This window comes from Pseudomonas sp. PDM13, from assembly GCF_025685765.1.
GTDB classification, from domain to species: domain Bacteria; phylum Pseudomonadota; class Gammaproteobacteria; order Pseudomonadales; family Pseudomonadaceae; genus Metapseudomonas; species Metapseudomonas solani.
In genome coordinates, this window is sequence record NZ_JAOTQU010000011.1 from 162,121 (window position 1) to 184,794 (window position 22,674).

The window sequence follows — 22,674 nt, forward strand, 5'->3', positions numbered from 1 at the left end:
CCAAGGAGATGCCCCGATGATCAGGAAATGTCTGTTCCCCGCCGCCGGCTATGGCACGCGCTTTCTGCCTGCCACCAAGTCGATGCCGAAGGAGATGCTCCCGGTGGTGGACACGCCGCTGATCCAGTACGGCGTCGAGGAGGCACTGGCGGCCGGGCTGCACCAGATCGCCATGGTCACCGGGCGCGGCAAGCGCTCGCTGGAGGACCACTTCGACATCAGCTACGAGCTGGAGCAGCAGATCAGCAACACCGACAAGGAGCGGGCCCTGGGCGGCATCCGCCGGCTGATCAGCGAATGCACCTTCTCCTATACCCGCCAGGTGGAAATGAAGGGGCTGGGCCACGCCATCCTCTGCGGTCGCCCGCTGATCGGCGATGAAGCCTTCGCCGTGGTCCTGGCCGACGACCTGTGCCTCAACCCCGGCGGCGATGGCGTGCTCGCGCAGATGGTCCAGCTGTACAACAAGTTCCGCTGCTCCATCGTCGCCATCGAAGAGGTGCCCTGGGAGGAAACCGGCAAGTACGGCATCGTCGTCGGCGATGCCCTGCGCGACGACCTGGTGCGGGTCGAGCGCATGGTGGAGAAACCCAAGCCGGAGGATGCGCCCTCCAACCTGGCCATCATCGGCCGCTACATCCTCACGCCGGACATCTTCGAGCACATCGAACGCACCGCACCGGGCAAGGGCGGCGAAATCCAGATCACCGACGCGCTCATGGAGCAGGCCCGGCAGGGGTGCGTGCTGGCCTACCGCTTCAAGGGGCGGCGCTTCGACTGTGGCTCGGCGGAAGGCTATGTGGAGGCGACCAACTTCTGTTTCGAGAACCTCCATGGCCACAAGCGCGCGGCGAAGGCTGCCGAACCCGCGGCCAACGAACACCTGCCCGTGCAGGACGAAGTGCCCGCCTGAGTCCAGCGCGCCCGCTGCGGTTCGCCCCTCAGGGTTCGCGGGCGCCCGTGGACTGGCGCTGCTCGGCCTCCAGCGCCTGCTGGATGCGCCGGTAGATTTCCTCGCGATGCACCGGTACGGAGCGCGGCGCGCCGATGGCCATCTTCACCGAGAAGCCGCGGATCTCGGTGATGGTGATCACAACATCGTTGCCGATGTGGAACTGCTGGTCCTTCTCACAGGTGATGATGCGCGTCCGGCCCTCGGCAGCCTGCTCGGGCGGTACCGGGGCGGGCGTCATTGCGGGTCCCCCGAGCCATCGTCGCCCTGAATGTCCGGGTCGTCCGGGTGCACCTCGGCATCGTCCTCGGGCAGCCGTTCGACGGCGGAGCCCGGGTCTTCGTTGCCGGGGTCGTTGATGGGGTCGTCCTTATCGTCCTGCATGGCGTGGTCCTCGTCGTGGGGCACTCAGCCATTGGCCGGGCGCGTCAGCTCCAGCACCACCGCAGCGATGCGGTCGGCCTGGGCATAAAGGGGGTTGTCCAGTTCCTCGCCGAACACGTCCGGGTCCATTTCCCGATAGCGCCACGGCCAGGCATGGGCGTCGAGCAGCGGCTGGAAACTGTCGCGAAACGGGTCGCGGCCACCGAACATCGCCACCCCCGTGTACAGCAGCAGCGAGCCGCCGGGGGCGAGGCGTTCCAGCGCGGCCTCGATGATCGCCTGCGAGAGCCCGGCGCCATGCTCGCCGCCGCCGTGGCGATAGGCGCGCTCCGCCGGGTCCAGCATGTAGGGCGGGTTGGCGATGATCAGGTCGAGCGCCCCGTCCACCTGGTGCAGCAGGTCGCTGTGCCGCGGGATCAGGTTCGCCGCGCCGGCCAGCCGCGCATTGACGGCAGTGCAGGTCAGCGCGCGGTCGTTGATGTCCAGGGCCAGGACCTCCGCCTGGGGCTTGGCCAGTGCCGCAAGCAGGGCGCCCGGGCCGGCGCCGCAGCCGATGTCGGCGATCCGCAGGGCGGTACGCGTTTCGCCCGCCAGGTGCTGGTGCAGGGCCTGGGCGAAGCGGTAGGTATCGGGGCCGAAGAACACCGCGTCGGCGTCGGTGGTCGGGTAGCGAGAATGCACGAACAGGTGGCCGTCGAGGCTGGACCAGCGGATGCGGCTCGACCACAGCTCGCCCTGGGCTTCCAGGGCGTCCGCGTCGCGCAGCAAGGCGAACAGCTCATCGCCCACCAGCGTCTCCCGGAAGGGGCGGCTCCAGCCGAAGACGTCCTCCAGGGTGCGCGCTTCCCGGTTGCCCGGCCGCGCATTGACGCGCTGGTGTGACAGCGGGGTGATGGTGGTGAAGCGATAGCCGCGCTTGGCCAGCAACTGGCCCAGACGCAGCAGCGGGTGGTCGGCCGCCACGCCGAGGTGGTCCAGGGGGTAATACAAGGTGCGCTCCTCAGCGAGTCAGTTCGGAGAACAGCCGGGTGGCGAGCAGCCCGGCCGGCGTCCAGTGGGTGGCGGGGCCCTGCAACTCGATCAGCCGCGCTTCGTAACGGGCTTCGTCGAGCCGCTGCAGCTCGTCCAGCAGTTGGCGCTGCTCGGGGTTTTCCCGGGGTTGCAGCGAGGGGCGCTGGCGCTCCTGGGAGGGCATGTGCGGCTGCCGGTGGCGGCTGCGGAACACGCCGTTGCGGGACAGCGCGCCCGTGCCGGGGCGCTCCCAGGTGCCGGCGATCCAGTCATGCAGCAGTTGCTGCTCGTACAGCGAGAACACGCCGAACATCGCCGCGCGCTCACCTTGCACCAGTTGCCAGAAGCGGCTCTCGGCGGGGTCTTGGTGGCGGCGTATCCAGCCCCGGCGTTGCAGCGCCGAGAGGAAGTCGGTGATGCCTTCGTCGGCGCCGAGCCACTGGTTGACGGTGCGTCCTTCGATGCGGCAGTAGTCGGAGTGCACCTGCCCGGCGACGCCGCGCTTGCGCTCGAACATCTCCAGCAGCTCGCGCTCCAGGTCGAAGTCGGCGATCACCGCGCGGGAGCCCAGGCCCAGGTCGTTGAGGCGATAGCCGAGGCTGACGCGGCGGTAGAAGTCCTCGGCGTCGGCCACCAGCGGGTGGTTGTCCAGCACCGCCTGCACGGCCCTGTGCGCATGGCCGGTGGCGCTGTTGTCGATGGTCACGTGGAGCTGGAAGTAGTACGGGTCGATGTCCAGCTCGTCGAGCTCGAAGGCACTGATCAGCAGGTGCAGCGGCAGCTGTTCGTAGCCCAGGTTGTAGCCGATGACCTCCGGCAGGAACTCCTCGGCCAGGGCGCCGAGCGCGAGCTGAGTGGCGCCCTGCAGGTAGTGCGCATCGTCCAGCCCGGTGAGGTCGTCGCAGCCGTGGCTGGCGAGCAGGCGGCGGTACAGCAGCACATGGTTCTGCGCGGCCACGCCATCGCCCAGCTCTTCGAGAAAGGTGCGCACCAGCGGGGTGAAGCGGGTGTCGCGCCAGTGGCGCAGGGTGCCGTGGAGCCAGGCGCCATCCACCAGCTTGGTGGGCGCCACGCCACGGAGGAAGTACAGCGCATGGGCGCGGTCGCCGAAGTAGCGGCGGCCCGCGCCGTTGCGGCGCTCTTCCAGGTAAGCCGCGTATTGGTGGGTGACCTGGGCGGCGTTGCGGCGGGACCAGGCCGCCAGGTCGGCGGGCTCGCCCGGCAGGTCGCAAGGCAGCGCGGCGGCCTGCCGCAGTTGTTCGTGAAGGAAGGCCCGCGCATCGTCCAGGCTGTCCGCGGGCTGTTGCAGCAGCTCCTGATACAGGCGCTGGGCGGGGCCGAGCGGGGCCATGGCCAGGGGCACATCGGCCTGGGTGGTATCGACTGGGCTGAGAACGGACATCGGCAGTTTCTCCGGAACGGGCAGGACCTCGCGAAGCGGGCGCTTCGCTGCTCTCGTACGGGCGCTTTTGCACCTCTTGGTTGTGAGGGGGCCAGGGCGGAAAAGATTCCGACTTAATTCGCCAGGCGAAACGACTGGAACCGGGCGGGGGCGACGGGCGTCCTCTTGGGATGCATCACTGAAGGAGAATGCTGATGGCAACCGATTCGCCGGGTGGCTTCGGGATAGAAGAGGAGTACTTCATCACCGACCTCGCGACGCGCAGGCTCGCCCGGCGCTCGGTGCAACGCTACGTCGACGCTTGCCGGGAAGCGCTGGGCGAGCGGCTGGCGACGGAGATGTTCACCACCCAGATCGAGATCGCCACACCGGTGCTGTACCGCCTGGACGAGGCCCGCGACTGCCTGGCCGGTGTACGCGCCACGCTCGACACGCTGGGGCGCCCGCACGGGCTGGGCATCCTCGCGGTGGGCACCCATCCCCTGGGCGGCTGGCGCCAGCAGAGGAGCAGCGCGCCGGCCCGTTACCAGCAACTGTTCGACGATCACCAACTGGTGGCCAGGCGCAGCGTGCTGTCCGGCCTGCACGTGCACGTGGGCATCGCCGAGGGGCTGGACCGCATCCGGGTGATGAACCGGGTCACGCCCTGGCTGCCATTGCTGCTGGTGCTCAGCGCCTCCTCGCCGTTCTGGGAGGGGCGCCCATCCGGGTTGCTGAGCTATCGCCAGGCGGCCTGCGGGGAATGGCCGCGCATGGGCATACCCGATCACTTCGCCGACGAGGCGGCCTATGACGATTACCGGCGGTTGCTCCTGGGCTCCGGGCTGATCCGCACCGAGGCCGATGTCTGGTGGGCGCTGCGGCCTTCCGCGCGCTTCCCCACGCTGGAGCTGCGCATCGCCGATGCCTGCCCGCGGCTCGATGATGTGCTGTGCATCGCCGGGCTGTTCCGCGCCATGGTGGCGGTCGCCTCCCAGGGCGACGAGCCCCATTGGGTGAGCGACCCGCTGACGCGCCTGATCACCCGTGAGAACCATTGGCAGGCCATGCGCCATGGCCGCCACGGGCGCTTCGTCGACCCGCACACGCGTGTCGTCACCGGTTTCAGGGACTGGCTGGAGTCGGTGCTCGGGCAGGTCGGCGAACAGGCGCGGGCCGTAGGCGACGAGGCGGCGCTGAGCCGGGCGCGATGGTTGGCCGAGGCGGGCAGCGGGGCGGAGTTCCAGCTCGGGTTCTATCAGCGCAGGAGAGGCGAGGGGCGGAGCGGACGGCAGGCCCTGGCGGACCTGGTGGATGCGTTGCGGCGGCAGATGGGCCTCGAAGGCGGCGAGGCGGATTGAGGTCCAGCCCCGGCTTCGCCTGAGCGAAGCCCGGGCTGCGTACTACGACTTACGAGTTACGGTTGCCACCGCTGCTCTGGCCGCCTTTGCGGCCCGCTTCGGAGGCTTTCTCGCGGTCATTGGCGAAGTTGTTGCCGCCGCTGCTCTGGCCACCCTTGCGGCCGGCTTCGGAGGCTTTTTCACGGTCGTTGCTGAAGTTGCCGGGGTTCTTGTTGCTCATGATGGTGCTCCTTTCAGGCAGGCCGGGATTGGCCCTACCTGAACTCTGAACGGAGCCCGGCGGAATTGTTCGCCTCGCCTCGCGCTTCGCTAAGCGATTGATCGACAAACGGTTTTCATGATGACTCGGCGATGGCGCGGTGATGTTCGCGCGGTGGCGAAGGCCCACCCTGGCGGCTTCCCAAGGCTCGATTCCCTGAACCTGTGGTGCGGCAGGCTCTTCCAATGCTGCAAGGGGGGAGCGCTGTGCGCGGCGGCTCCCCCGTCATCGCCACCAGCGGAGGAGACGACCATGTCCGCACCCTTTTCCTATTTCTGGATCGCCATGGCGGCGATCCTGATCCTGCTCGATATCTGGGCCATCATCAGCGTCTTCCGCAGCGACAAGACCGTGGGCACCAAGGCGCTCTGGGCCCTGGGCATCTCGCTGTTCCCCATACTCGGCCTGGTCTACTGGGGCATCGCCGGGCCACGGGGCGTGGTGGAGGGGCCGTCGTCGCCGGAGCACAGCAAGTAGCCTGAACCTATCGAGCCGGCCCGCCCTCCCACTAAAGGTGTGACCTTCACCTCTTCATCCACCCGGGTTCTCACTTGGCCCAGGTGGATTTTTTTTGCCCACTTCCAGCCTTGGCCCGGGTGCGCCCCTGCCGTCAGCGCGGGCGCTTCCAGCTCGGTTCATCGCTCAGTGCGGGGTCATCGTGGGCGGCGAGGAACACCGGCAGGTCGCCCCGGGCGATCCACAGTTCGCCCTGCCACTTCAAGGCGTTCACCGGGTGCTCGGCCCACACCATGTAGGCCCGCCGTGGCGTGGCCTCGTCATCGCGGTGCTGGTCGTACAGGGTGGGTACCACCTCTTCGCTGAGCCAGCGGCTGATGCCGCGATGCTCGGGGTGGTTGAAGCGGTACAGCAGGCGATAGGCACCGGCCTCGCTGATGGCCAGCACCTCCTCGCGGCCACCACTGGCGTGGCGCAGCACCACGACACGGCGCTGGTGCGGGTCCACCAGGCGGGTCATGCGGTAGGGGCGCAGGGCACCGATCAGGCGGGCGAAGTCGTGGGCGACGAACCAGGGCTGGTTGTCGACCATCACGGTGCGCTGCTGGTGGTTGAGGCGTTGGAAAACGATGGGGGTGGATGCGTCATGCATGGTGGAGCTCCAGTATGAGTTGGAAGACTGCCACCAACGTCGTCAAACATTAGGGTGGCAGACCGCGCAGGGTTGACGAACCGGCATACTGGAAACCGGCAGACCCGCGAGGGTCTCCCTGCGCGATCTGCCATAGAGCAGAGCAGCTAAAAACTGCATGCGTGCCGATGCCTGCAAAAAACGTCCGCCGTTTTTCGCATGCGCCTTGGCTACGCATTCGCGCCAGTATGTTCGGGTCGTCAAACCCGGCCGCGGGATTGACCGCGACCGCCGCAGGATAGGGAGCGAAGCGGAGGAGGGCAAGGGGCCGGGCTCAGCCGGCCGCCTCCACCAGCCGGGCGAGGCGCTCGGCCAGCTCCGCGCGGCGGAAGGGTTTGCTCAGCACCTCGGTGCCCTGGAGTTGCGCCGAGGTGAGGGTGGCGAAGCCGGTGATGATCAGCACCGGCATGGCGATCTTGCGCTGGCGCAATTCCTCGACGAGCTGGGCACCGGTCTGGTCGACCATGATGTGGTCGGTGACCAGCACATCCGGCAGCGGGCCCTGTTCGATGATGCGCAACGCGGCGCTGGCCGAACTCGCTTCGGTCACCTGGTAGCCCAGGTCCTGCAGTTGCAGGGCGACGGTCTGGCGGACCATCTCCTCGTCGTCCACCAGCAGCACATGGGTGGGTTTCTGCGGCGCTGGCGCGGCGTCGGTGAGGGGCGCCTCGTGGCTGCTCTGCTCGGCGCTGATGGGCAGCCACAGCGTCACCCGGGTGCCCTTGCCGGCTTCGGAGCCGATCGCGATACCGCCACCGGTTTGCGCAGCCAGCCCCTGCACCATCGACAGGCCGAGCCCGGTGCCCTTGCCCACGCCCTTGGTGGTGAAGAAGGGCTCCAGGCAGCGGTCGAGGGTGACCTCGTCCATGCCGCTGCCGGTATCGCTGACGCTCAGGCTGACGTAGCGGCCCTCGGCGAGGCCCGGCACCCGGCCGGCGGGCACGCTGTCCAGCGCCGCAGAAAGGGTCAGCTGGCCACGGCCCTCCATGGCGTCGCGGGCGTTGACCGCGAGGTTGAGGATGGCCAGTTCGAGCTGGTGCGGGTCGACCACCACGGCCGGCAGGCGGCCGGGGATGTTCACCTCGACGTCTATCATCGGCCCCAGCGAGCGCTCGATGAGTTCGCGCATGTCGTTGATCAGCACGCTCAGGGCCACCGCCCGGGGGTTGAGCGTCTGCCGGCGGGCGAAGGTCAGCAGCCGAGCCACCAGCACCCGCGCGCGGTCGGAGGCCTGCAGAGCGCTGTCGATGAGGGTGCGGCTGCGCTCGTCATCCACGCGCCGGCGCACCAGTTCCAGCGAGGCCATGATCGGCGTCAGCAGGTTGTTGAAGTCATGGGCGATGCCGCCGGTGAGCTGGCCGATGGTTTCCATCTTGCGGGCTTCGTGCAGTTGCGCCAGCGCCGTTTCGCGCTGCGCGACCATGGCCGTGACGCGGGCCTCCAGATCCTCGTTCAGCTCTCGCAGCTGCGCCTCGGCCTGGACGCGCGAGCTGATGTCCATGCACACGCAGAGCATGCTGTTGACGTTGCCCTGCTCATCCACCAGCGGGGTGATCTGGCTGTGCACCCAGGCCGGCTTGCCGTCGGGGCGGGCGTAGCGCTCGGTCATCTCGAAGGGCGAGTCGGCGTCGAGGGTGCGCAGGTGCAGGCGTGCGGAGGGGCTTTCCGGGTGGGCGATTTCCGGCAGGCTCAGGCCGAGCAGGGCCTCGCGCGGGCGGCCGACGATCTGGCAGTAGCGGTCGTTGACCAGGGTGAAGTGCCAGTTGCGGTCGTACACGGCGATGCCGGCGCTGGCCTGGTCGAACATGGCCGATATCTGCGCCGAGCTGGCATGCAGGGCGCGCTCGGCACGGGCGTGGCTGATCAGCACCCAGGCCAGCTTGGCAGTTTCTTCTACCAGCCGGCGTTCCTGTTCGGAAAACACGTGGGGGTGCGCGTGGTGGATGACCAGCATCGCCTCCAGCTGCTCATGGCGCAGCACCGGTACGTGCAGCGTGGCGGCCAGGCCGAGTTCGCGGGCGAGTGCCATTTCGCCGGAGCCCAGGCCGGTGTCCTGGTGGAGGTCGTCGCGCGCGACGCTTTCGCCCGCCTGCAGCGAGGCCAGGAGGTTGGCGCCGAAATTGCGGTAGCGGTGGTGGCCGGCGGCGGAGCGAGCGTCGCGCAGGTATTCATGGCGCACGCTGAAGGTCTGCCCGTCGCCGTTGTCCTCGCCGAACAGCACCCGCGCCGCCCCCAGTTCCTCGCCGAGGCGGCGCGCGGTGAGGGTGGCGATGCGCTCGGGATCGGTGATCGAGGGCAGGATGCGGCCCAGTTCGAGGAGGAAGGCCTGGCGGTGCTCGAAGCGCACCCGTTCGGTGGTCTCGGTGACGATGCACAGCACGCCGCCCACGGTGCCGTCGGCCTCGCGCACCGCCGAGTAGGAGACGTCGAAGTAGACGGTCTCGCCGTGGCCGTGGCGCTCGATGTAGAAGGGGCGGTCCTTGGCGACGAAGGTCTCGCCGGTGTCCCGAACGCCACGCAGCAGGGGTTCGAGGTCGTCCCAGAGCTCGCTCCAGTTCTCCTGCGCCGGGCGACCCAGGGCCCGTGGGTGCTTAGTGCCGATGCTCGGCGCGTAGGCGTCGTTGTACAGCGCCACATACTCGCGGCCCCAGAACAGCACGATCTGCGCCTTGGCCGGCAACACCGTGGCCATCAGCGTTTTCAACGCCGGGGTCCAGTGCTCGGGCGGGCCGAGCGGTGAATCCTTGCAGTGGCCGTGTTGCAGCAGCGCGGCGATCTCGCCGCCGTTGCGCAGGAAGCCGGGGACGGCGGGCAGGGCGTTTTCGCGAGGGGTGTCTTGAGGCGATTCCATGTCGTGGGTCAGGTTCCGCGCGTGGGCTGGTCAACAACTATGAGCGGCAAAGCCGGCCGGGCGTTCAGTCCATCTGTGGGCGCGGCGAGAGAATCAAAGCAGTCGCTACGATCGGCGGCAAGGTGGAGGAGCGGGGTTGCCCGACTGGTCTACCCTTTCCCTCTCTTGCAGAAGGACGAGACCGATGGAAGACATTCGCCACACCGCCGTGAACGACGCCCTCTGGGTGGCCCTGGAGGCCGTGCTGGCCGCCGCCGTGGACGCCGGGCTGGACCGCGAACAGCTGGTTCGCGCGGCCAAGCGCGAAGCCGCCACCGGGCTGAGCGCCAATGCCGTGCAGGCACCGGAATTCATCGAACTGGCGGTGCTGCGCCGGCATATCGGCCCGAAGATCTGAGCGCCCACCCACGGGCGCCCAGGCTCAGTGCATGGTGGCGGCGTTGCGCTTGCGTTCCTGCTTGATGCGGTACATCTCGCGGTCGGCGCGCTTGATCGCTTCCTCCGCGTCGACGCCCTCGGGCAGCAGGGCCACCACGCCGGCGCTGGCACCGCGGTAGTCGATGCTGCTCTCGCCGCTCAAGGTGTAATGCCCGACGGTGGCACTGGCCAGGCGCTGTTGCAGGTGCCTGGCGGCGTTGCTCATCTCGCTGGCCTGGTCCTGCGTTTCCGAGTAGGGGCCCAGGGCGACGACGATGAACTCATCCCCACCGGTGCGGCCGAGCATGTCGCTGGTGCGCAGGCCTTGCTGCAGGTTGGCTGCCACCTGGGTGAGGAAAAGGTCCCCGGATTGGTGGCCGTGTTCGTCGTTGATGGCCTTGAAGCCATCCAGGTCCACCACCCCCACCAGCAGGTAGCGGTCCTCGCGTCGGGCCAGGGCCAGCAGGCGCGGAATCTCCGCGAGGATGGCGCGGCGGTTGTAGAGCCCCGTCAGCGCATCGGTCAGGGCCAGCCGGGCCAGCTCCGCATTGGTGCTTTGCAGCTGCTCGACGAGGATCTCCCGCTCCAGGGAAAAGCTCAGCAGGCCGGACATCAGCAACAGCGTCGGCTCCACTTCCGGCGCGCGCGCCATCTGGCTGGAACTGGCCGCACACACGGTGCCCAGCAGCCGACCGTCACGGGCCCGCAGCGGTGCACTGACATAGGTGCGGATGCCCAGCGCCTTGGCCGCCTCGGAGTCCCCCCAGCATTCGGAAACATCGTCCGAATAAAGGCGGTTCTCATCGAGCGCGCGCTTGCACAGGGTGTCTCCCCAGGGCACGGACAGCCCTTCGGGAATCTCCATCTCGCCGACGTTGCGGGCAAACTCCACCCGCTGGATGCCGGCATCGAGGTCGATGGTGGTGAGGTAGGTGGACTCCATCCCGGTGACCTTGCTGAGCAATGTCAGCAACGGACGAGTGAGTTGCTCGACCGTCTTGGCGTCGGGAACGGTTTCAGAAAGCAGAGACAGTAGATTTTCCATGCTGAACTTCACTGGCGCATGACAGCGAGAATTGTTGCTCAACCTCCTTCCCGGTGAGTAGCTCCGTAATGTCGCGGTCTTCGAATATGCAGATTAGTCGACTTTTCCAGCGGCTTCGCTTGGCATCGACCAACGACAGAACCCGGCCTCGCGGTGGGCTTACCTTGTGGGAGCGGCTTCAGTCCGTAGTGCGGGTGAAACCCGCGTGACATTGCGCACCAGCCCCGTCGGGTTGCACCCGACCTACAGCGGCGGGCTCCCTGTGGGAGCGGCTTCAGCCGCGAAAGACCTTCAGCAAGCACTCTGCTACGCGTGGCCGGATGCGCCATCGCGAATGAATTCGCTCCCACCAGGCTGGTGCAGTGGTTCGGGTTGGGCAGGGTGCCGTAGGTTGGCGCCGAGCGTAGCGAGGCCCAACTCAGCGATGCTCGGCCTCCCCACGTTGGGCTTCGTACCTCAACCCAACCTACGGGTACTCCGGTTCCTGCCGATGCCTCGGCCCCCGGCAAGCCTCTTATATCCATATGCGAATCGGTTATTTATTTCTCGGCTTAATGGTTATTTAGGCTATATGCGATCAACGAGGCGGTGCCGCTGAGAGCGCCGTCCCTGACGCATTCCTTCCGTTGCCTGCCGAGATGTCCATGACCGCTTCGATAGCCGCCCGCCCTGATGCCTTGGCCAGCGCCCTGGTCAGTGCCCGCGGGCTGGGCAAGTCGTTCGGCGCCAGCCCCGTGCTCCAGGGCATCGACCTGGACCTGTACCCCGGCGAAGTGGTGGCGCTGCTGGGCGCCAATGGCGCCGGCAAGTCGACCCTGGTCAAGGTGCTCGCCGGCAGCCACGGTCATGATGCCGGCGAGCTGCGGGTGCAGGGCAGGGCGGTGCGCTTCGCCTCGCCCCATGCCGCCCGCGGCGCGGGCATCGTCGCGGTGCACCAGCATGTGGACGAGGCCGTGGTGCCTGGCCTCAGCGTGGCGGAAAACCTGGTGCTGGACGAGCTGTGCCAGCCCGGCAGCGGCATCTGGGCTGGGCGAGGGCGCTTGCGCCAACGCGCCGAGCGCATCGCCAGTGGGCTCGACCTGCAGCTGCCGCTGGACGCCCCTATCGAATCCCTGGGCACCGCCGAACAGCAACTGGTGGTGCTGGCCCGCGCCCTGGCGCTGGAGCCCCGGCTGCTGATCCTCGACGAGCCCACCGCGTCGCTCTCGGCCAGCGAGGCCGAGCGCCTGTTCGCCCTTATCGACGGCCTGCGCCAGCGGGGCGTGGCCATCCTATACATCTCCCATCGCCTGTCGGACCTGCAGCGCGTCGCCGACCGCGCCATCGTCCTGCGCGACGGGAGCCTGGCCGGCGAGTTCGCCGCGCCGCTGGACCTTTCTGCCGCCGTGGTGGCGATGCTCGGCTCCGCCCTGGCACCGGTGGCCCTGCAGCACCGCGAGCCCGGGCGCGAGGTGCTGGGCGTGCAGGGTTGCCGCCTGCATGAGCACAGCGCGCCCTTCGACCTGAGCCTGCACGAAGGCGAGGTGGTGGCGCTCACCGGCCTGCTCGGTGCCGGTAAATCCGAGATCGCCGAGCTGTTCTTCGGCCTGCGCCAGGCCGCCGCCGGGCGCATCGTCCTCGACGGCCGCCCCTGGGCGCCGGCCTCGCCACGCCAGGCCATCGCCGGCGGCGTGTTCATGGCCACCGAGGACCGCGCGCGGGGCTCCCTGGTGCCGGGTTTCTCCCTGGCGCGCACTTTGACGCTGCCCTTCCTCGAACGCTTCAGCCGCGCCGGTTTCATCGACCGCGACGCCGAACGCGATGCCGTGCAGGGCCAGGTGCAAGCGCTGGGCATCAAATGCGCGGGCGTCGACGCGCCCATGGAAACCCTCTCCGGCGGCAACCAGCAGAAGGTGGTACTGGCCCGCTGGCTGCTCGGCGAGGGCCGTGTGCTGATCCTCGACGAACCCTTCCAGGGCGTGGACATCCGCGCCCGCCGCGAGATCGGTGCGCGTATCCGGGCCAGCGCCGCCGGCCGCGCCACCCTGGTGATCTGCACCGACCCCGACGAGGCACTGGAGATCGCCGACCGCATCCTCGTGGTGCGCGACGGCGCCGTCGTCGCCGGCTACCAGGGCGCGGGCCTGCAGCGCACCGAACTGGTGGCGCAACTGGCCGGCGCACCGCTCGACCCCATTCCCGAATACCCGCATCGCCAAGGAGCCGCGCGTGCCTGAATCCCCCGCATCCCCCATCGTCACACCGCCCCTGGGGGAGACGCTGCTGCGCCTGGCCATCCATTACGGATTGCTGCTGGTGCTGGCGCTGATCCTGGTGCTGTTCGCCGTGCTGGAGCCGGCGTTCCTGCGGGTGGGCAACCTATTCATCATCCTGCAGTCGGTGTCCATCGTCGCGCTGCTGGCCCTGGGCGTGACCCTGACCATGGCGGTGGGCGGGCTGGACCTATCCATCGGCGCGGTGGCGGCCATGAGCCTGATGTGCGCCAGCTACGTGATGGTGGTGCTCGGCTGGGGCCCGCTGCCGGCGGTGGCCATCAGCCTGGCCTGCGGCGCGCTGGTGGGGCTGCTCAATGGTTTTCTTATCGTGCGCATGGGCGTGCCGGACATCCTCGCCACCCTCGGCAGCATGTTCCTGGTCATCGGCCTGCAACTGATCCCCACCGGCGGCCGTTCCATCGCCGTGGGCATGACCTTGCCCAACGGCGACGAGGCCATCGGCAGCTTCAGCGCCGCCTTCCTCGCCCTCGGCCGCGCGCGGCTGTGGGACACGGTGCCGGTGCCAGTGGTGTTGATGCTGGTGGTGGCGCTGCTGGTGTGGGCCTTCCTCGAACGCACGCGCTTCGGCCGGCTGTTCTACGCCATCGGCGGCAACGAGCGGGCCGCGCGCCTGGCCGGTGCGCCGGTGGAGCGCTACAAGCTGCTGGCCTATGTGCTCTCCGCCTCGCTGGCCTCCCTCGGCGGCCTGCTGCTGGCGGCGCGCCTGGGGCGCGGTGACGTCAGTTCCGGCAACGGCCTGGTGCTCGACGCCCTGGGCGCCGCGCTGATCGGCTTCGCCGTGCTCGGTGCACGCAAGCCCAATGCCTTCGGCACCCTGGTCGGCGCCTTGCTGGTGGCGACCCTGCTCAACGGCCTGACCATGCTCAACGCGCCGTACTACGCCCAGGACTTCGTCAAGGGCGCGGTGCTGGTGCTGGCGCTGATGTTCACCTTCGGCCTCGCCCCGCGCGGGCGCTGAACCCTCTTCAAATAAGGAATCCGACATGCCTGCATTGATCAACCGCGCCCTGCGTCGCCTCGCGGCCGGCGCCCTGGCCCTGTCCCTCGCCTCCGGTGCCAGCGCTGCCGGAATCGCCGGTGCCCCGGCCCCCTTCGACAAGGGGGGTGTGCGCATCGCCTTGGTCGGCTACCTGTTCTCCGGCGACTTCCCCGAGGCCTACCTGCGCGGCGTGGAGAAGCAGTCCAAGGCCCTGGGCGTCGACCTGCGCCTGTTCGATGCCCGCCAGCAGGCGGCGACCCAGCGCGAGCAGTTGGAGCAGGCCATCGACCTGGGTGTGGACGGCATCATCGTCCAGCTCGGCCTCGCCGAAACCCTCAAGGACACCGTCGACAAGGCCGTGGCCAAGGGCATCAAGGTGGTGGCGTTCGACGTCGAGCTGGGCAACCCCGGCGTGACCCAGATCGAGCAGGACCACCACGCCCTGGCGCAACTGGCCCTGGACCAGGCGCTGAAGGACAACGGCAACGCCTTCCAGGCCGGCTACGTGTTCATCGGTGGCTTCACCCCCATGGAGCGTCGCGACGAGATCTGGCGCCAGGTCAAGGCGGCCAACCCGGGCATCGTCGAGAAGGCCCGCTTCGGCACCCTCAACCCGCCCATCGCCAACTCGGTGGCCGACCAGGCCAGCGCCGTGCTGCGCGCCAACCCGGGGCTGCAGGTGATCTTCGCGCCCTTCGACGAGTTCGCCAAAGGCGCCAAGATCGCCGTCGACGAAGCCGGCCTGGGCGAGCAGGTGAAGATCTACAGCGCCGACATCTCCACCGCCGATATCCAGATCATGAAGGAGCCGGGCAGCGCCTGGGCCGCCACCGCCGCGGTGAACCCGGAAGTGGCCGGCGCCATCAGCGTGCGCACCCTGGCCCAGCGCATCGCCGGCGAGCAGACGGGCGAGCGCGTGCAGGTGCCCGCCACCCTGATCACCCGCCAGCAACTGCTGGACCTGGATGTGAAGAACGTGCGCGACCTGGCGCAGAAGCTGCCGGCCTTCGGCGAGGCGGCCAGCGTGGCCCGTTCCCCGTGGATTCCCCTGGCCGACTGAGGCGACCGACATGCACGACAAGGCATCGCGGCTGCGCAAGGCGAGGGCGGTGAAGAGCGACCCGGCCCACGGCGCGCGCCTGCCGCCGGGGCAGGTGCTCACCGAGCGCTTCCCCATCCTCCACGAGGGCGAGGTACCCCGGTACGAGCTGGCCGACTGGTCGCTGCGCCTGCACGGCGCGCTGTCCAAACCCCTGGAGCTGCGCTTCGAGGATTTGCAGCGGCTGCCGCAGCGCGAGGTGCGTTGCGACATCCACTGCGTCACCCGCTGGTCGAAGTTCGACACCCGCTGGCAGGGCGTGCACCTGGGCGACCTGCTGCAGGCCCATGGCATCGAGCCCCGGGGCGCCTTCGTCATGGCCCACGCGGACACGGACTACCAGACCAACCTCGCCCTGGCCGACCTGCTGCACCCCGACAGCCTGCTGGCGCTGGCCTACGACGACCAGCCGCTGACGCCCCAGCACGGCTGGCCGCTAAGGCTGCTGGTGGCCGGGCGCTACTTCTGGAAGAGCGCCAAATGGCTGCGCGCCCTGGAGTTCACCACCGAGGAAGCGCCGGGCTTCTGGGAGCGCAACGGCTTCCACCTGCACGCCGACCCCTTCCGCGAACAGCGCTTCTCCGGCGAGGCGCTGGACATCCCCGAGGACGAGTGGCAACGCAAGGCCTATGACTGAGCGGGGAAGGGTGGGGAGCCTCCGGCACCTGTAGGGTGGAGGTCGCTTTTTACCTCCACCAGCGGAGTTGGGTTCGGCATCCGGCAGCATGGGTTTCGCGTAGCTCTACCCATCCTACGGACTCATGGCAGACCCTTTAGCGTCAGGCCTAGCCTCGCATGGTGGACCGGTGAAGCGTGGTCCACCCTGGCAATACACCGTGCCCCGGGGTTGGAGCCTGGCGGGTGGAGGTCGCTTTTTACCTCCACCATGGGGCGTTGGGTTCGGCACCCGGCAGCATGGGTTTCGCGTAGCTCTACCCATCCTACGATTGAGAGTGCCTCCTGCCCCGTCGTCGTAATACTTTATTCAGCACTAATTAAAAGACTCTTCTCGACGTTCGCTTAGTTGTTGCTCTCGACAACTAACGTCACCCAAAAACTGTCTTTTCATTGTTGCTCCAGCAACACCTGTTGCTGCTGTAGCAGCAACTTTCGTGTTTCTGTTTATAAGCCGGCTGCGCGATATAACCTAAGTGTTATTCGTTATTTTGCCCGTCCGTCGGGCTCGTCTAGGATCGGCCCCCAGGACACCCCATCAGGCATGGATGCCGCTCTACAACGAGATACCAGGCCACCTCGCAAAGAGGCCGGACCCGGTCGGCACTGCCCCCGTTGCACGATGAACCAGAACTTGTCTCCGCTGTTTGGCGGACGCTTCCGTTCAACTTCGCGATGGCAACTTGAAGACCATTTAAAAACAGCATCCATCTGTCGGGACGGCAACTTCCAAGGGTTGGCCAACTGCCCGGCAACAGTGCGACAAGGAGTATTTCGCATGTTTCGCCGTTCCTTTCCCTTGCTAGGCGCCGCCGTGGTCACGGCATTGGCGCAAGCCCCCGCACATGCCCAGGACACCACCAGCGCCGACGACTCCACCCGCCTCGGCACCGTGCTGGTCACCGGCACCCGCGCCAAGAACCGCACCGTGCTCGATTCGCCGGTGCCGGTGGACGTGCTCACCGCCGAGGACCTGAAATCCACCGGCGCGGTCAACGGCGAACTGGGCCAGGCCCTGCAGACGCTGCTGCCGTCCTTCAGCCTGCCGCGCCAGTCCAACTCCGGCGGTGCCGACCATGTGCGTGCCGCCCAGCTGCGTGGCATGAGCCCGGACCAGGTGCTGGTGCTGGTCAACGGCAAGCGCCGCCACACCTCGGCGCTGGTCAACGATTCCTCGAAGATCGGCCGTGGCACCGCCCCGGTGGACTTCAACTCGATCCCCATCAGCGCGGTGAAACGCATCGAAGTGCTGCGCGACGGCGCCGGCGCCCAGTACGGCTCCGACGCCATCGCCGGGGTGATCAACATCATCCTCGACGACGCCCCCGAGGGCGGTGAGGTGTCCACCAGCTACGGCGCCTACCACACCCACCAGAGCGCCATCCACAAGACCACCACCGACGGCCAGAACAGCGCCACCAGCGCCAAGATCGGCACGCGCCTGGGTGAAGACGGCTTCATCCGTGGCGGTGCCGAATACAAGGACCGCAACCCCACCAACCGCGCCGGCTTCGACGGCTTCGCCGACACCCCCGGCCAGCGCAACTACGTGATGGGCGACGGCGACGCCCGCGACATCAACACCTGGTTCAACGGCAAGCTGGCACTGGGCGATGTCGAGGCCTACACCTTCGGCACCTACAACCACCGCACCACCACCGGTGCCGAGTTCTACCGCTACCCGGACGAGCAGCCGGCGTTCTACCCCAACGGCTTCCTGCCGCAGTCGCTCGGCACCAACCAGGACCTGTCCCTCACCGGCGGCTTCAAGGGCCTGATCGGCGAAGACTGGGACTACGACGCCAGCCTCACCCACGGCCGCAACCTGTTCGAATCCGCCACCAAGCGCACGCTGAACGAATCCCTCGGTGCCGCCTCGCCGACCCGTTTCGACACCGGCGAATACGAGCTGCGCCAGACCGTGGGCAACCTCGACTTCACCCGCGAGCTGAGTCTGCTGGGCAAGTCCTTCGCCCTGGCCGTGGGCGGTGAGTACCGCTACGAGAACTACCTGACCCGCGCCGGCGACGAAGCCTCCTACGTGGGCACCGGTGCCGATGGCGCCAGCGGCCTGCGCCCCAGCGAGGAAGTGGACCTGGACCGCAACGTGTTCGGCACCTACGCCGAGCTTTCGGGCGACCTCACCGACCGCCTGTTCGTCGACGCCGCCACCCGCTGGGAGCGCTACGACGACGCCGGCAGCAAGCTCACCGGCAAGCTTAGCGGCCGCTACCGCCTGACCGACGCAGTGGCCCTGCGCGGCGCCGTGTCCAACAACTTCCGCGCGCCGTCCCTGGCCCAGGTGGGCTTCCAGCACACCACCAGCAACTTCGGCACCGGCGGCACGCTCACCGATATCCGCGTGCTCTCGGTCAACGACCCCATCGCCCGCGCCCTGGGCGCCGAGGACCTGGACCCGGAAACCTCGAAGAACTTCAGCATCGGCCTCACTGCCCAGCTCAGCGAGCGCTTCGACCTGTCGTTCGACGTGTTCCGCATCGACGTGAAGGACCGCATCACCCTGTCCCAGCGCATCGGCAGCGACGCCCTGGAGCAGTACGTGCTGGACAACTTCGGCGTGGCCGGGGTGCATGACGTCAACTTCTTCACCAACGCCGCCGACACCCGCACCGATGGCGCCGAACTGGTGCTCAACTACCACCAGCCCTTCGCCGACGGCCAGCTGGGCGTGACCACCGCCTACACCTACAACCACACCAAGGTCACCGGCACCAAGGGCACGCCCGCGCAGCTGGCCGCCCTGGGCATCGGCGACGACGCCCTGGTGGGCGTGGAGGAGCGCAACACCCTCACCGACGCCGCGCCGCGTGATCGCTTCGTGCTCTCCACCACCTGGAGCAACGCCAACTGGGGCCTGCTGGGCCGCCTCACCCGCCAGGGCGAGACCACCCGCGTGTTCGACTTCGGCACCTCGCAGCCGGAGCAGACCTACGGCGCCGTGTGGCAGCTGGACGCCGAGGTGCAATACAAATTCACCCCGCAGTTCAGCGTCGCCCTGGGCGGCAACAACCTCACCGACCGCTACCCGGACCGCTCCAGCTCGGAGATCAACTACGGCGGCAACCTGCCGTACGACGTGCTGTCGCCGGTGGGCTCCAACGGTGCCTACTACTACGCCCGCGCCACCTACGGCTTCTGACCGAGCCGGCCGCCCACCCGGGCGGCCCGGCCCCTGCCGGAGGCGGGCATGAGCGACACCACCAGCGCCGGGCCACGGCGTCACCTCGGCGTGCTGCAAGCGCTGCTGGTGACCCTGGGCATGGTGATCACCACCGATATCCTCAAGACCGCGCCCACCGTGGCGCTCAACGTCGGCGCCGAGCATTTCTACCTGGTGTGGGTGCTCGGCGGCCTGCTGTCCATGGTCGGCGCGCTGTGCTTCGCCGAGATGGCCACGGCCTTTCCCCATCCCGGCGGCGACTACCACTTCCTCCACCGCGCCTATGGCGAGCGGCTGGGCTTCCTCTTCGCCTGGTCGCGTTTCGCCGTGCTGCACACCGGCTGGATCGCGCTCTCGGCCTTTCTCTTCGCCGACTACTTCACCGCCGTGCTGCCCCTCGGGCGCCACGGCGCGGGGCTGTTCGCCGGGGCGCTGATCGTCGCCCTGGTGCTGGTCAACCTGCTGGGCGTGCGGGTCGGCTTCCTCACCCAGACGCTGCTGGTAAGCCTGCTGACCCTGGGCTTCCTGGCCATAGTCGCGGCCGGCGTGCACCTGGCCTGGCAGGGCTTCGAGCCACCGCCGCCGAGCAACCCGCTGCCGCCGGAGAACGGTGGGGTGGCCGGCTTCTCGGCGGCGATGATCTTCGTCTTCCTGGCCTTTGGCGGCTGGAGCGACGCGGCCACGCTGTCGGCGGAAATCCGCGACGGCCGACGCGGCATCTTCATCGCCATGCTCGGCGCCCTGGGCGTGCTGCTGGGCATCTACGTCGCGCTGAACTGGGCCTTCATCCAGGGCCTGGGCTTCGACGGGCTGGCCGCCAGCGGCGCACCGGCGGTGGAGCTGCTGGCCCGCGCCTTCGGGGCGCCGGGCGTGGGGGTGATCCTGCTGGTAGTGGGCGTTTCCGCCGTGGCCAGCATCAACTCGACGCTGATGGTCGGCGCGCGCACCACCTATGCCGCCGCCCGCGACGTGCCCTCTCTGCACCGCCTCGGCCAGTGGGACGACAGCCATGGCGTGCCGCGCCGGGCCTTGCTGGCGGAAGGCGGCGTGGCGCTGCTGCTGGTGGCCTTCGGCAGCTTCGCCGAGAGCGGCTTCAACGCCATGGTGGAATACATGACCCCGGTCTACTGGCTGTTCCTGGCCCTCAGCAGCCTGGCGCTGATCATCCTGCGCCGCCGCCACCCCGAGGTGCCGCGCCCGGTGCGGGTGCCGCTCTATCCGCTGTTGCCGCTGCTGTTCTTCGCCCTGTGCCTGTACATGCTCTGGTCGAGCCTGGCCTATGTCGGCTACGGCGCCTTCGTGGGCCTTGGCGTGCTGGCGCTGGGCGCGTTGCTGCAAGTGCTGCTGGCCTGGCGTGGCAGCCCGGCGGTAGCGGGCGAGGTGGCCCCATGAGTGCCTGGAAACTGCTGCGCGGGCCGGCGGTGCTCGCCCTGGTGGTCACCCTGGCCGGCGCCGCGCTGCTGCTGGAAAGCCGCAGCCCGCTGGCCGGCGATGGCCGTGCGCGGGAACACGCGATGGTGCGCACCGAGCTCTACTTCGGCGCCATCGAGCTCGCGTTATGGGAGCGCTTCCTCGCCGAAGAAGTGACTCCGCGCTTCCCCGACGGCCTCAGCTGGTACGACGTCCACGGCCAGTGGCGCGGCCCCAGCGGCAAGCCGGAGAAGCTGCCCTCGCGCATCCTCCTGCTCATCCATGCCGACAATGCCGCCAACCGTGAAGCCCTCGCCGAGATCGGCGCACTGTTCCTCGCCCGCCACGGCATGGCGGTGCTCAAGGTCTCCAGCCCCGTCACCGCCAGCGACCCGGACTGGACCGACGAACGCGTGAAGAACCGCCAGTTGGCGCCCTGAAGGCAAGGCCCGGAGGTAGGGTGTAACCCGACGCTTGCGATGATGGGTTTCGCTGCGCTCTACGCCATCCTACGGGTCGTGTTTGCGGGCACATGTTGCGGGGCAGATGTAGGGTGGATGGCGCTCTTTCCATCCACCACGCGGAGTGGCCGGCGAGCCCGAAAGGTGGACCGATGAAGCGTGGTCCACCCTACGCTTGGATCAGCGTCGGTGCGGGGAACTCACCCCTCGATCAACTCACGCATGTACTGCGGCAAGGCGAAGGCGGCCTGGTGCACCTCGGCGTTGTAATAGCGCGTGCGCAAGCCGCTGGCGGTGAAGCGCTGCTGCAGGGTGGCGAGGTCGGTGGTGCGGGCGCGGTGGCTGTTGCTGGCCCAGCCGAAGCTCATGGCGCCGCCGATGTAGGTGGGCACGGCGGCGAGGAAGAAGCCCCAGTCGGCGAAGGTGGCCGCCAGGTGGCGCGCTGTGCCGCTGAGTTCGTCCGGTTGCAGGAAGGGCACGCCGTTCTGGGTGGCGAGCACGCCATCGGCGCTGAGGCAACGCTGGCAATTGCGGTAGAAGTCGGCGCCGAACAGGCTGCTGGCGGGGCCGCCCGGGTCGGTGGAGTCGCTGATGATCACATCGAAGCGCTCCTCGGTGGTGGCGACGAAATCCAGCCCGTCGCCGATCACCAGCCGCAGCCGTGGGTCGTCCAGGGCGCCTCCGGAATGCAACGGCAGGTGCTCGCGGCACAGCTCGATCACTGCGGCGTCGATCTCCACCGCGACGATCTCCTCGATACCGGCATGGCGCACGATCTCCCGCAGGATGCCGCCATCGCCCACGCCTATCACCAACACCCGGCGCACCGCGCCGTGGGCAAGGATCGGCACGTGGGCGAGCATCTCGTGGTAGATGAACTCGTCGGCCTCGGTGGTCTGAACCACGCCGTCCAGGGCCATCACGCGGCCGAAGCGCGCGTTGCGGAAGATCACCAGGTGCTGCTGGTCGGTGTGGCCTTCATGCAGCAGCTCGTCGATGCGCAGCTGCTGGCCGTAGCCCTCGTAGAGGGTTTCCCGGTAGTCGGCCATCAGAACGACACGTTCGCCGGTTGCGACAGGCGCAGCACCGAAAGGTCGCCGGTGATGCGCTTCCAGGCCAGGCGGATGGCTTCGATATCGGCGTCGTGGCGCGGGTTGTCCTCATGGAGGATGACGATGACCTTGGTGCTCAGGCGCTCGGGCTGCGCCGCGCCCTTGTCGCGCCACTGGCCGTAGGCGTCAAAGGCGGTGAACCCGTCGGGGAAGCGCGCCGTCACCTCCTGGTCGATGAACTCGCGCCAGCGCGCCGGGCTGATGCTGCCCTGGCCGCCCTCCAGCGGGCCCACGGAGAAATACAGCTCGGTGCGCAGCCAGTGCGCCTGCGCCGGCCGCGAGGCGTCGCCCTGCAGGGTGGAGCTGGTGGGGTTGGTGGTATGGACCGACGCGGGCGGCGTCGCCGCACACCCCGCCAAAGCCAGGAGAAGGGCGGGGAACAACAGGCGAGGGGACATGCGGGAATCCTTGTGCGAGCACGCTTCCGGACGTGCGGGGAGGGCTGGGACACGCACTATAGAGCGCCCCGTTAATTCCCTGAAGGATGCAAAAATTAGATTGATAGATCTTCAAGGAATAACGATGGAACCCAACACGACGATGCCCGGCCGCGCTGCGTGGCGCCCCTGTGGGAGCGGCTTCAGCCGCGAAAGACCTTCCGCCGGCACAGGGCTGCCGGTGGGCGGACAGTCCATCGCGAATGAATTCGCTCCTACCCAGCAAGAGCTTCGCG

20 protein-coding genes and 1 pseudogene are annotated in these 22,674 nt (G+C 68.3%); 11 read left to right on the forward strand and 10 right to left on the reverse strand.

The features are described 5' to 3' along the window. Positions 1-16 precede the first annotated feature (16 nt). Complete coding sequence (gene galU / locus OEJ36_RS13875) at positions 17-913, forward strand: UTP--glucose-1-phosphate uridylyltransferase GalU (RefSeq protein WP_263401988.1); 897 nt, start codon at positions 17-19, stop codon at positions 911-913. A gap of 28 nt (positions 914-941) precedes the next feature. Here galU and OEJ36_RS13880 read toward each other — a convergent pair whose 3' ends face one another. From OEJ36_RS13880 to OEJ36_RS13895, 4 genes are read right to left on the reverse strand one after another with little or no spacing between them, the layout of a single operon-like run. Next, entirely contained in the window at positions 942-1,193 is a 252-nt protein-coding gene (locus tag OEJ36_RS13880; protein WP_263401989.1) for a carbon storage regulator, read from the reverse strand. Then, on the reverse strand, positions 1,190-1,336 hold the full coding sequence (locus OEJ36_RS13885) for a hypothetical protein (RefSeq protein WP_184490185.1): 147 nt from the start codon (positions 1,334-1,336) through the stop codon (positions 1,190-1,192). Before OEJ36_RS13885 ends, OEJ36_RS13880 begins: the two co-directional genes overlap by 4 nt. A 24-nt stretch (positions 1,337-1,360) precedes the next feature. Continuing rightward, on the reverse strand, positions 1,361-2,326 hold the full coding sequence (locus OEJ36_RS13890) for a class I SAM-dependent methyltransferase (protein ID WP_263401990.1): 966 nt from the start codon (positions 2,324-2,326) through the stop codon (positions 1,361-1,363). A 10-nt stretch (positions 2,327-2,336) separates the two neighbouring features. Beyond that, entirely contained in the window at positions 2,337-3,749 is a 1,413-nt protein-coding gene (locus OEJ36_RS13895) for an iron-containing redox enzyme family protein (protein WP_263401991.1), read from the reverse strand. Positions 3,750-3,943: 194 nt separating this feature from the next. Here OEJ36_RS13895 and OEJ36_RS13900 point away from each other — a divergent pair, with 194 nt between their 5' ends. Further along, positions 3,944-5,089, forward strand: a complete 1,146-nt coding sequence (locus OEJ36_RS13900) for a carboxylate-amine ligase (RefSeq protein ID WP_263401992.1) — start codon at positions 3,944-3,946, stop codon at positions 5,087-5,089. A 49-nt stretch (positions 5,090-5,138) separates the two neighbouring features. Here OEJ36_RS13900 and OEJ36_RS13905 read toward each other — a convergent pair. Continuing rightward, positions 5,139-5,294: pseudogene (locus tag OEJ36_RS13905) on the reverse strand (general stress protein); the annotation flags it as partial. Positions 5,295-5,600: 306 nt separating this feature from the next. Here OEJ36_RS13905 and OEJ36_RS13910 point away from each other — a divergent pair. Further along, on the forward strand, positions 5,601-5,825 hold the full coding sequence (locus OEJ36_RS13910) for a PLD nuclease N-terminal domain-containing protein (protein WP_021220040.1): 225 nt from the start codon (positions 5,601-5,603) through the stop codon (positions 5,823-5,825). A gap of 133 nt (positions 5,826-5,958) precedes the next feature. On the opposite strand, the gene OEJ36_RS13915 is transcribed toward OEJ36_RS13910, so the two are convergent. Both OEJ36_RS13915 and OEJ36_RS13920 read right to left on the reverse strand, forming a co-directional pair. After that, positions 5,959-6,456, reverse strand: coding sequence for a Bro-N domain-containing protein (locus OEJ36_RS13915; RefSeq protein WP_263401994.1), 498 nt, complete (start codon positions 6,454-6,456; stop codon positions 5,959-5,961). Positions 6,457-6,769: 313 nt separating this feature from the next. After that, on the reverse strand, positions 6,770-9,346 hold the full coding sequence (locus tag OEJ36_RS13920) for a PAS domain S-box protein (protein ID WP_263401995.1): 2,577 nt from the start codon (positions 9,344-9,346) through the stop codon (positions 6,770-6,772). A 184-nt stretch (positions 9,347-9,530) separates the two neighbouring features. Between OEJ36_RS13920 and OEJ36_RS13925 the strand changes: the two genes are divergently transcribed. Then, complete coding sequence (locus OEJ36_RS13925) at positions 9,531-9,743, forward strand: hypothetical protein (RefSeq protein WP_021220043.1); 213 nt, start codon at positions 9,531-9,533, stop codon at positions 9,741-9,743. A gap of 24 nt (positions 9,744-9,767) precedes the next feature. Here OEJ36_RS13925 and OEJ36_RS13930 read toward each other — a convergent pair whose 3' ends face one another. After that, positions 9,768-10,808, reverse strand: coding sequence for a GGDEF domain-containing protein (locus tag OEJ36_RS13930; protein ID WP_263401996.1), 1,041 nt, complete (start codon positions 10,806-10,808; stop codon positions 9,768-9,770). A gap of 644 nt (positions 10,809-11,452) precedes the next feature. Between OEJ36_RS13930 and OEJ36_RS13935 the strand changes: the two genes are divergently transcribed. The 7 genes from OEJ36_RS13935 (at position 11,453) to OEJ36_RS13965 (ending at position 20,868) form a co-directional block, all read left to right on the forward strand. Beyond that, complete coding sequence (locus OEJ36_RS13935; RefSeq protein WP_411861005.1) at positions 11,453-13,024, forward strand: sugar ABC transporter ATP-binding protein; 1,572 nt, start codon at positions 11,453-11,455, stop codon at positions 13,022-13,024. 16 nt (positions 13,025-13,040) lie between these two features. Then, positions 13,041-14,042, forward strand: coding sequence for an ABC transporter permease (locus OEJ36_RS13940; RefSeq protein ID WP_263402007.1), 1,002 nt, complete (start codon positions 13,041-13,043; stop codon positions 14,040-14,042). A 25-nt stretch (positions 14,043-14,067) separates the two neighbouring features. Then, on the forward strand, positions 14,068-15,123 hold the full coding sequence (locus tag OEJ36_RS13945) for a substrate-binding domain-containing protein (protein ID WP_263401998.1): 1,056 nt from the start codon (positions 14,068-14,070) through the stop codon (positions 15,121-15,123). A 10-nt stretch (positions 15,124-15,133) separates the two neighbouring features. Next, the gene (locus tag OEJ36_RS13950; protein ID WP_263401999.1) at positions 15,134-15,799 is read left to right on the forward strand and encodes a sulfite oxidase-like oxidoreductase; all 666 of its coding nucleotides are present in this window, start codon (positions 15,134-15,136) and stop codon (positions 15,797-15,799) included. A gap of 816 nt (positions 15,800-16,615) precedes the next feature. After that, positions 16,616-18,997 (forward strand): TonB-dependent receptor plug domain-containing protein, encoded by a 2,382-nt coding sequence (locus OEJ36_RS13955; protein WP_263402000.1) that lies wholly within the window; start codon positions 16,616-16,618, stop codon positions 18,995-18,997. Between the two features lie 48 nt (positions 18,998-19,045). Continuing rightward, the gene (locus OEJ36_RS13960) at positions 19,046-20,410 is read left to right on the forward strand and encodes an APC family permease (protein ID WP_263402001.1); all 1,365 of its coding nucleotides are present in this window, start codon (positions 19,046-19,048) and stop codon (positions 20,408-20,410) included. Continuing rightward, complete coding sequence (locus OEJ36_RS13965; protein WP_263402002.1) at positions 20,407-20,868, forward strand: DUF3574 domain-containing protein; 462 nt, start codon at positions 20,407-20,409, stop codon at positions 20,866-20,868. Before OEJ36_RS13960 ends, OEJ36_RS13965 begins: the two co-directional genes overlap by 4 nt. 221 nt (positions 20,869-21,089) lie before the next feature. Here the strand turns inward: OEJ36_RS13965 and speE are convergent, their stop codons facing one another. After that, complete coding sequence (gene speE / locus OEJ36_RS13970; RefSeq protein WP_263402003.1) at positions 21,090-21,938, reverse strand: polyamine aminopropyltransferase; 849 nt, start codon at positions 21,936-21,938, stop codon at positions 21,090-21,092. Next, on the reverse strand, positions 21,938-22,399 hold the full coding sequence (locus OEJ36_RS13975) for a DUF3574 domain-containing protein (protein ID WP_263402004.1): 462 nt from the start codon (positions 22,397-22,399) through the stop codon (positions 21,938-21,940). Before OEJ36_RS13975 ends, speE begins: the two co-directional genes overlap by 1 nt. Positions 22,400-22,674 lie beyond the last annotated feature (275 nt).

Bases quoted from the DNA above. Each gene is read 5' to 3' on its own strand.
- galU (WP_263401988.1), top strand. From the start codon at position 17: ATGATCAGGAAATGTCTGTTCCCCGCCGCCGGCTATGGCACGCGCTTT.
- OEJ36_RS13880 (WP_263401989.1), bottom strand. From the start codon at position 1,193: ATGACGCCCGCCCCGGTACCGCCCGAGCAGGCTGCCGAGGGCCGGACG.
- OEJ36_RS13885 (WP_184490185.1), bottom strand. From the start codon at position 1,336: ATGCAGGACGATAAGGACGACCCCATCAACGACCCCGGCAACGAAGAC.
- OEJ36_RS13895 (WP_263401991.1), bottom strand. From the start codon at position 3,749: ATGTCCGTTCTCAGCCCAGTCGATACCACCCAGGCCGATGTGCCCCTG.
- OEJ36_RS13900 (WP_263401992.1), top strand. From the start codon at position 3,944: ATGGCAACCGATTCGCCGGGTGGCTTCGGGATAGAAGAGGAGTACTTC.
- OEJ36_RS13910 (WP_021220040.1), top strand. From the start codon at position 5,601: ATGTCCGCACCCTTTTCCTATTTCTGGATCGCCATGGCGGCGATCCTG.
- OEJ36_RS13915 (WP_263401994.1), bottom strand. From the start codon at position 6,456: ATGCATGACGCATCCACCCCCATCGTTTTCCAACGCCTCAACCACCAG.
- OEJ36_RS13920 (WP_263401995.1), bottom strand. From the start codon at position 9,346: ATGGAATCGCCTCAAGACACCCCTCGCGAAAACGCCCTGCCCGCCGTC.
- OEJ36_RS13925 (WP_021220043.1), top strand. From the start codon at position 9,531: ATGGAAGACATTCGCCACACCGCCGTGAACGACGCCCTCTGGGTGGCC.
- OEJ36_RS13930 (WP_263401996.1), bottom strand. From the start codon at position 10,808: ATGGAAAATCTACTGTCTCTGCTTTCTGAAACCGTTCCCGACGCCAAG.
- OEJ36_RS13935 (WP_411861005.1), top strand. From the start codon at position 11,453: ATGACCGCTTCGATAGCCGCCCGCCCTGATGCCTTGGCCAGCGCCCTG.
- OEJ36_RS13945 (WP_263401998.1), top strand. From the start codon at position 14,068: ATGCCTGCATTGATCAACCGCGCCCTGCGTCGCCTCGCGGCCGGCGCC.
- OEJ36_RS13950 (WP_263401999.1), top strand. From the start codon at position 15,134: ATGCACGACAAGGCATCGCGGCTGCGCAAGGCGAGGGCGGTGAAGAGC.
- OEJ36_RS13955 (WP_263402000.1), top strand. From the start codon at position 16,616: ATGTTTCGCCGTTCCTTTCCCTTGCTAGGCGCCGCCGTGGTCACGGCA.
- OEJ36_RS13960 (WP_263402001.1), top strand. From the start codon at position 19,046: ATGAGCGACACCACCAGCGCCGGGCCACGGCGTCACCTCGGCGTGCTG.
- OEJ36_RS13965 (WP_263402002.1), top strand. From the start codon at position 20,407: ATGAGTGCCTGGAAACTGCTGCGCGGGCCGGCGGTGCTCGCCCTGGTG.
- speE (WP_263402003.1), bottom strand. From the start codon at position 21,938: ATGGCCGACTACCGGGAAACCCTCTACGAGGGCTACGGCCAGCAGCTG.
- OEJ36_RS13975 (WP_263402004.1), bottom strand. From the start codon at position 22,399: ATGTCCCCTCGCCTGTTGTTCCCCGCCCTTCTCCTGGCTTTGGCGGGG.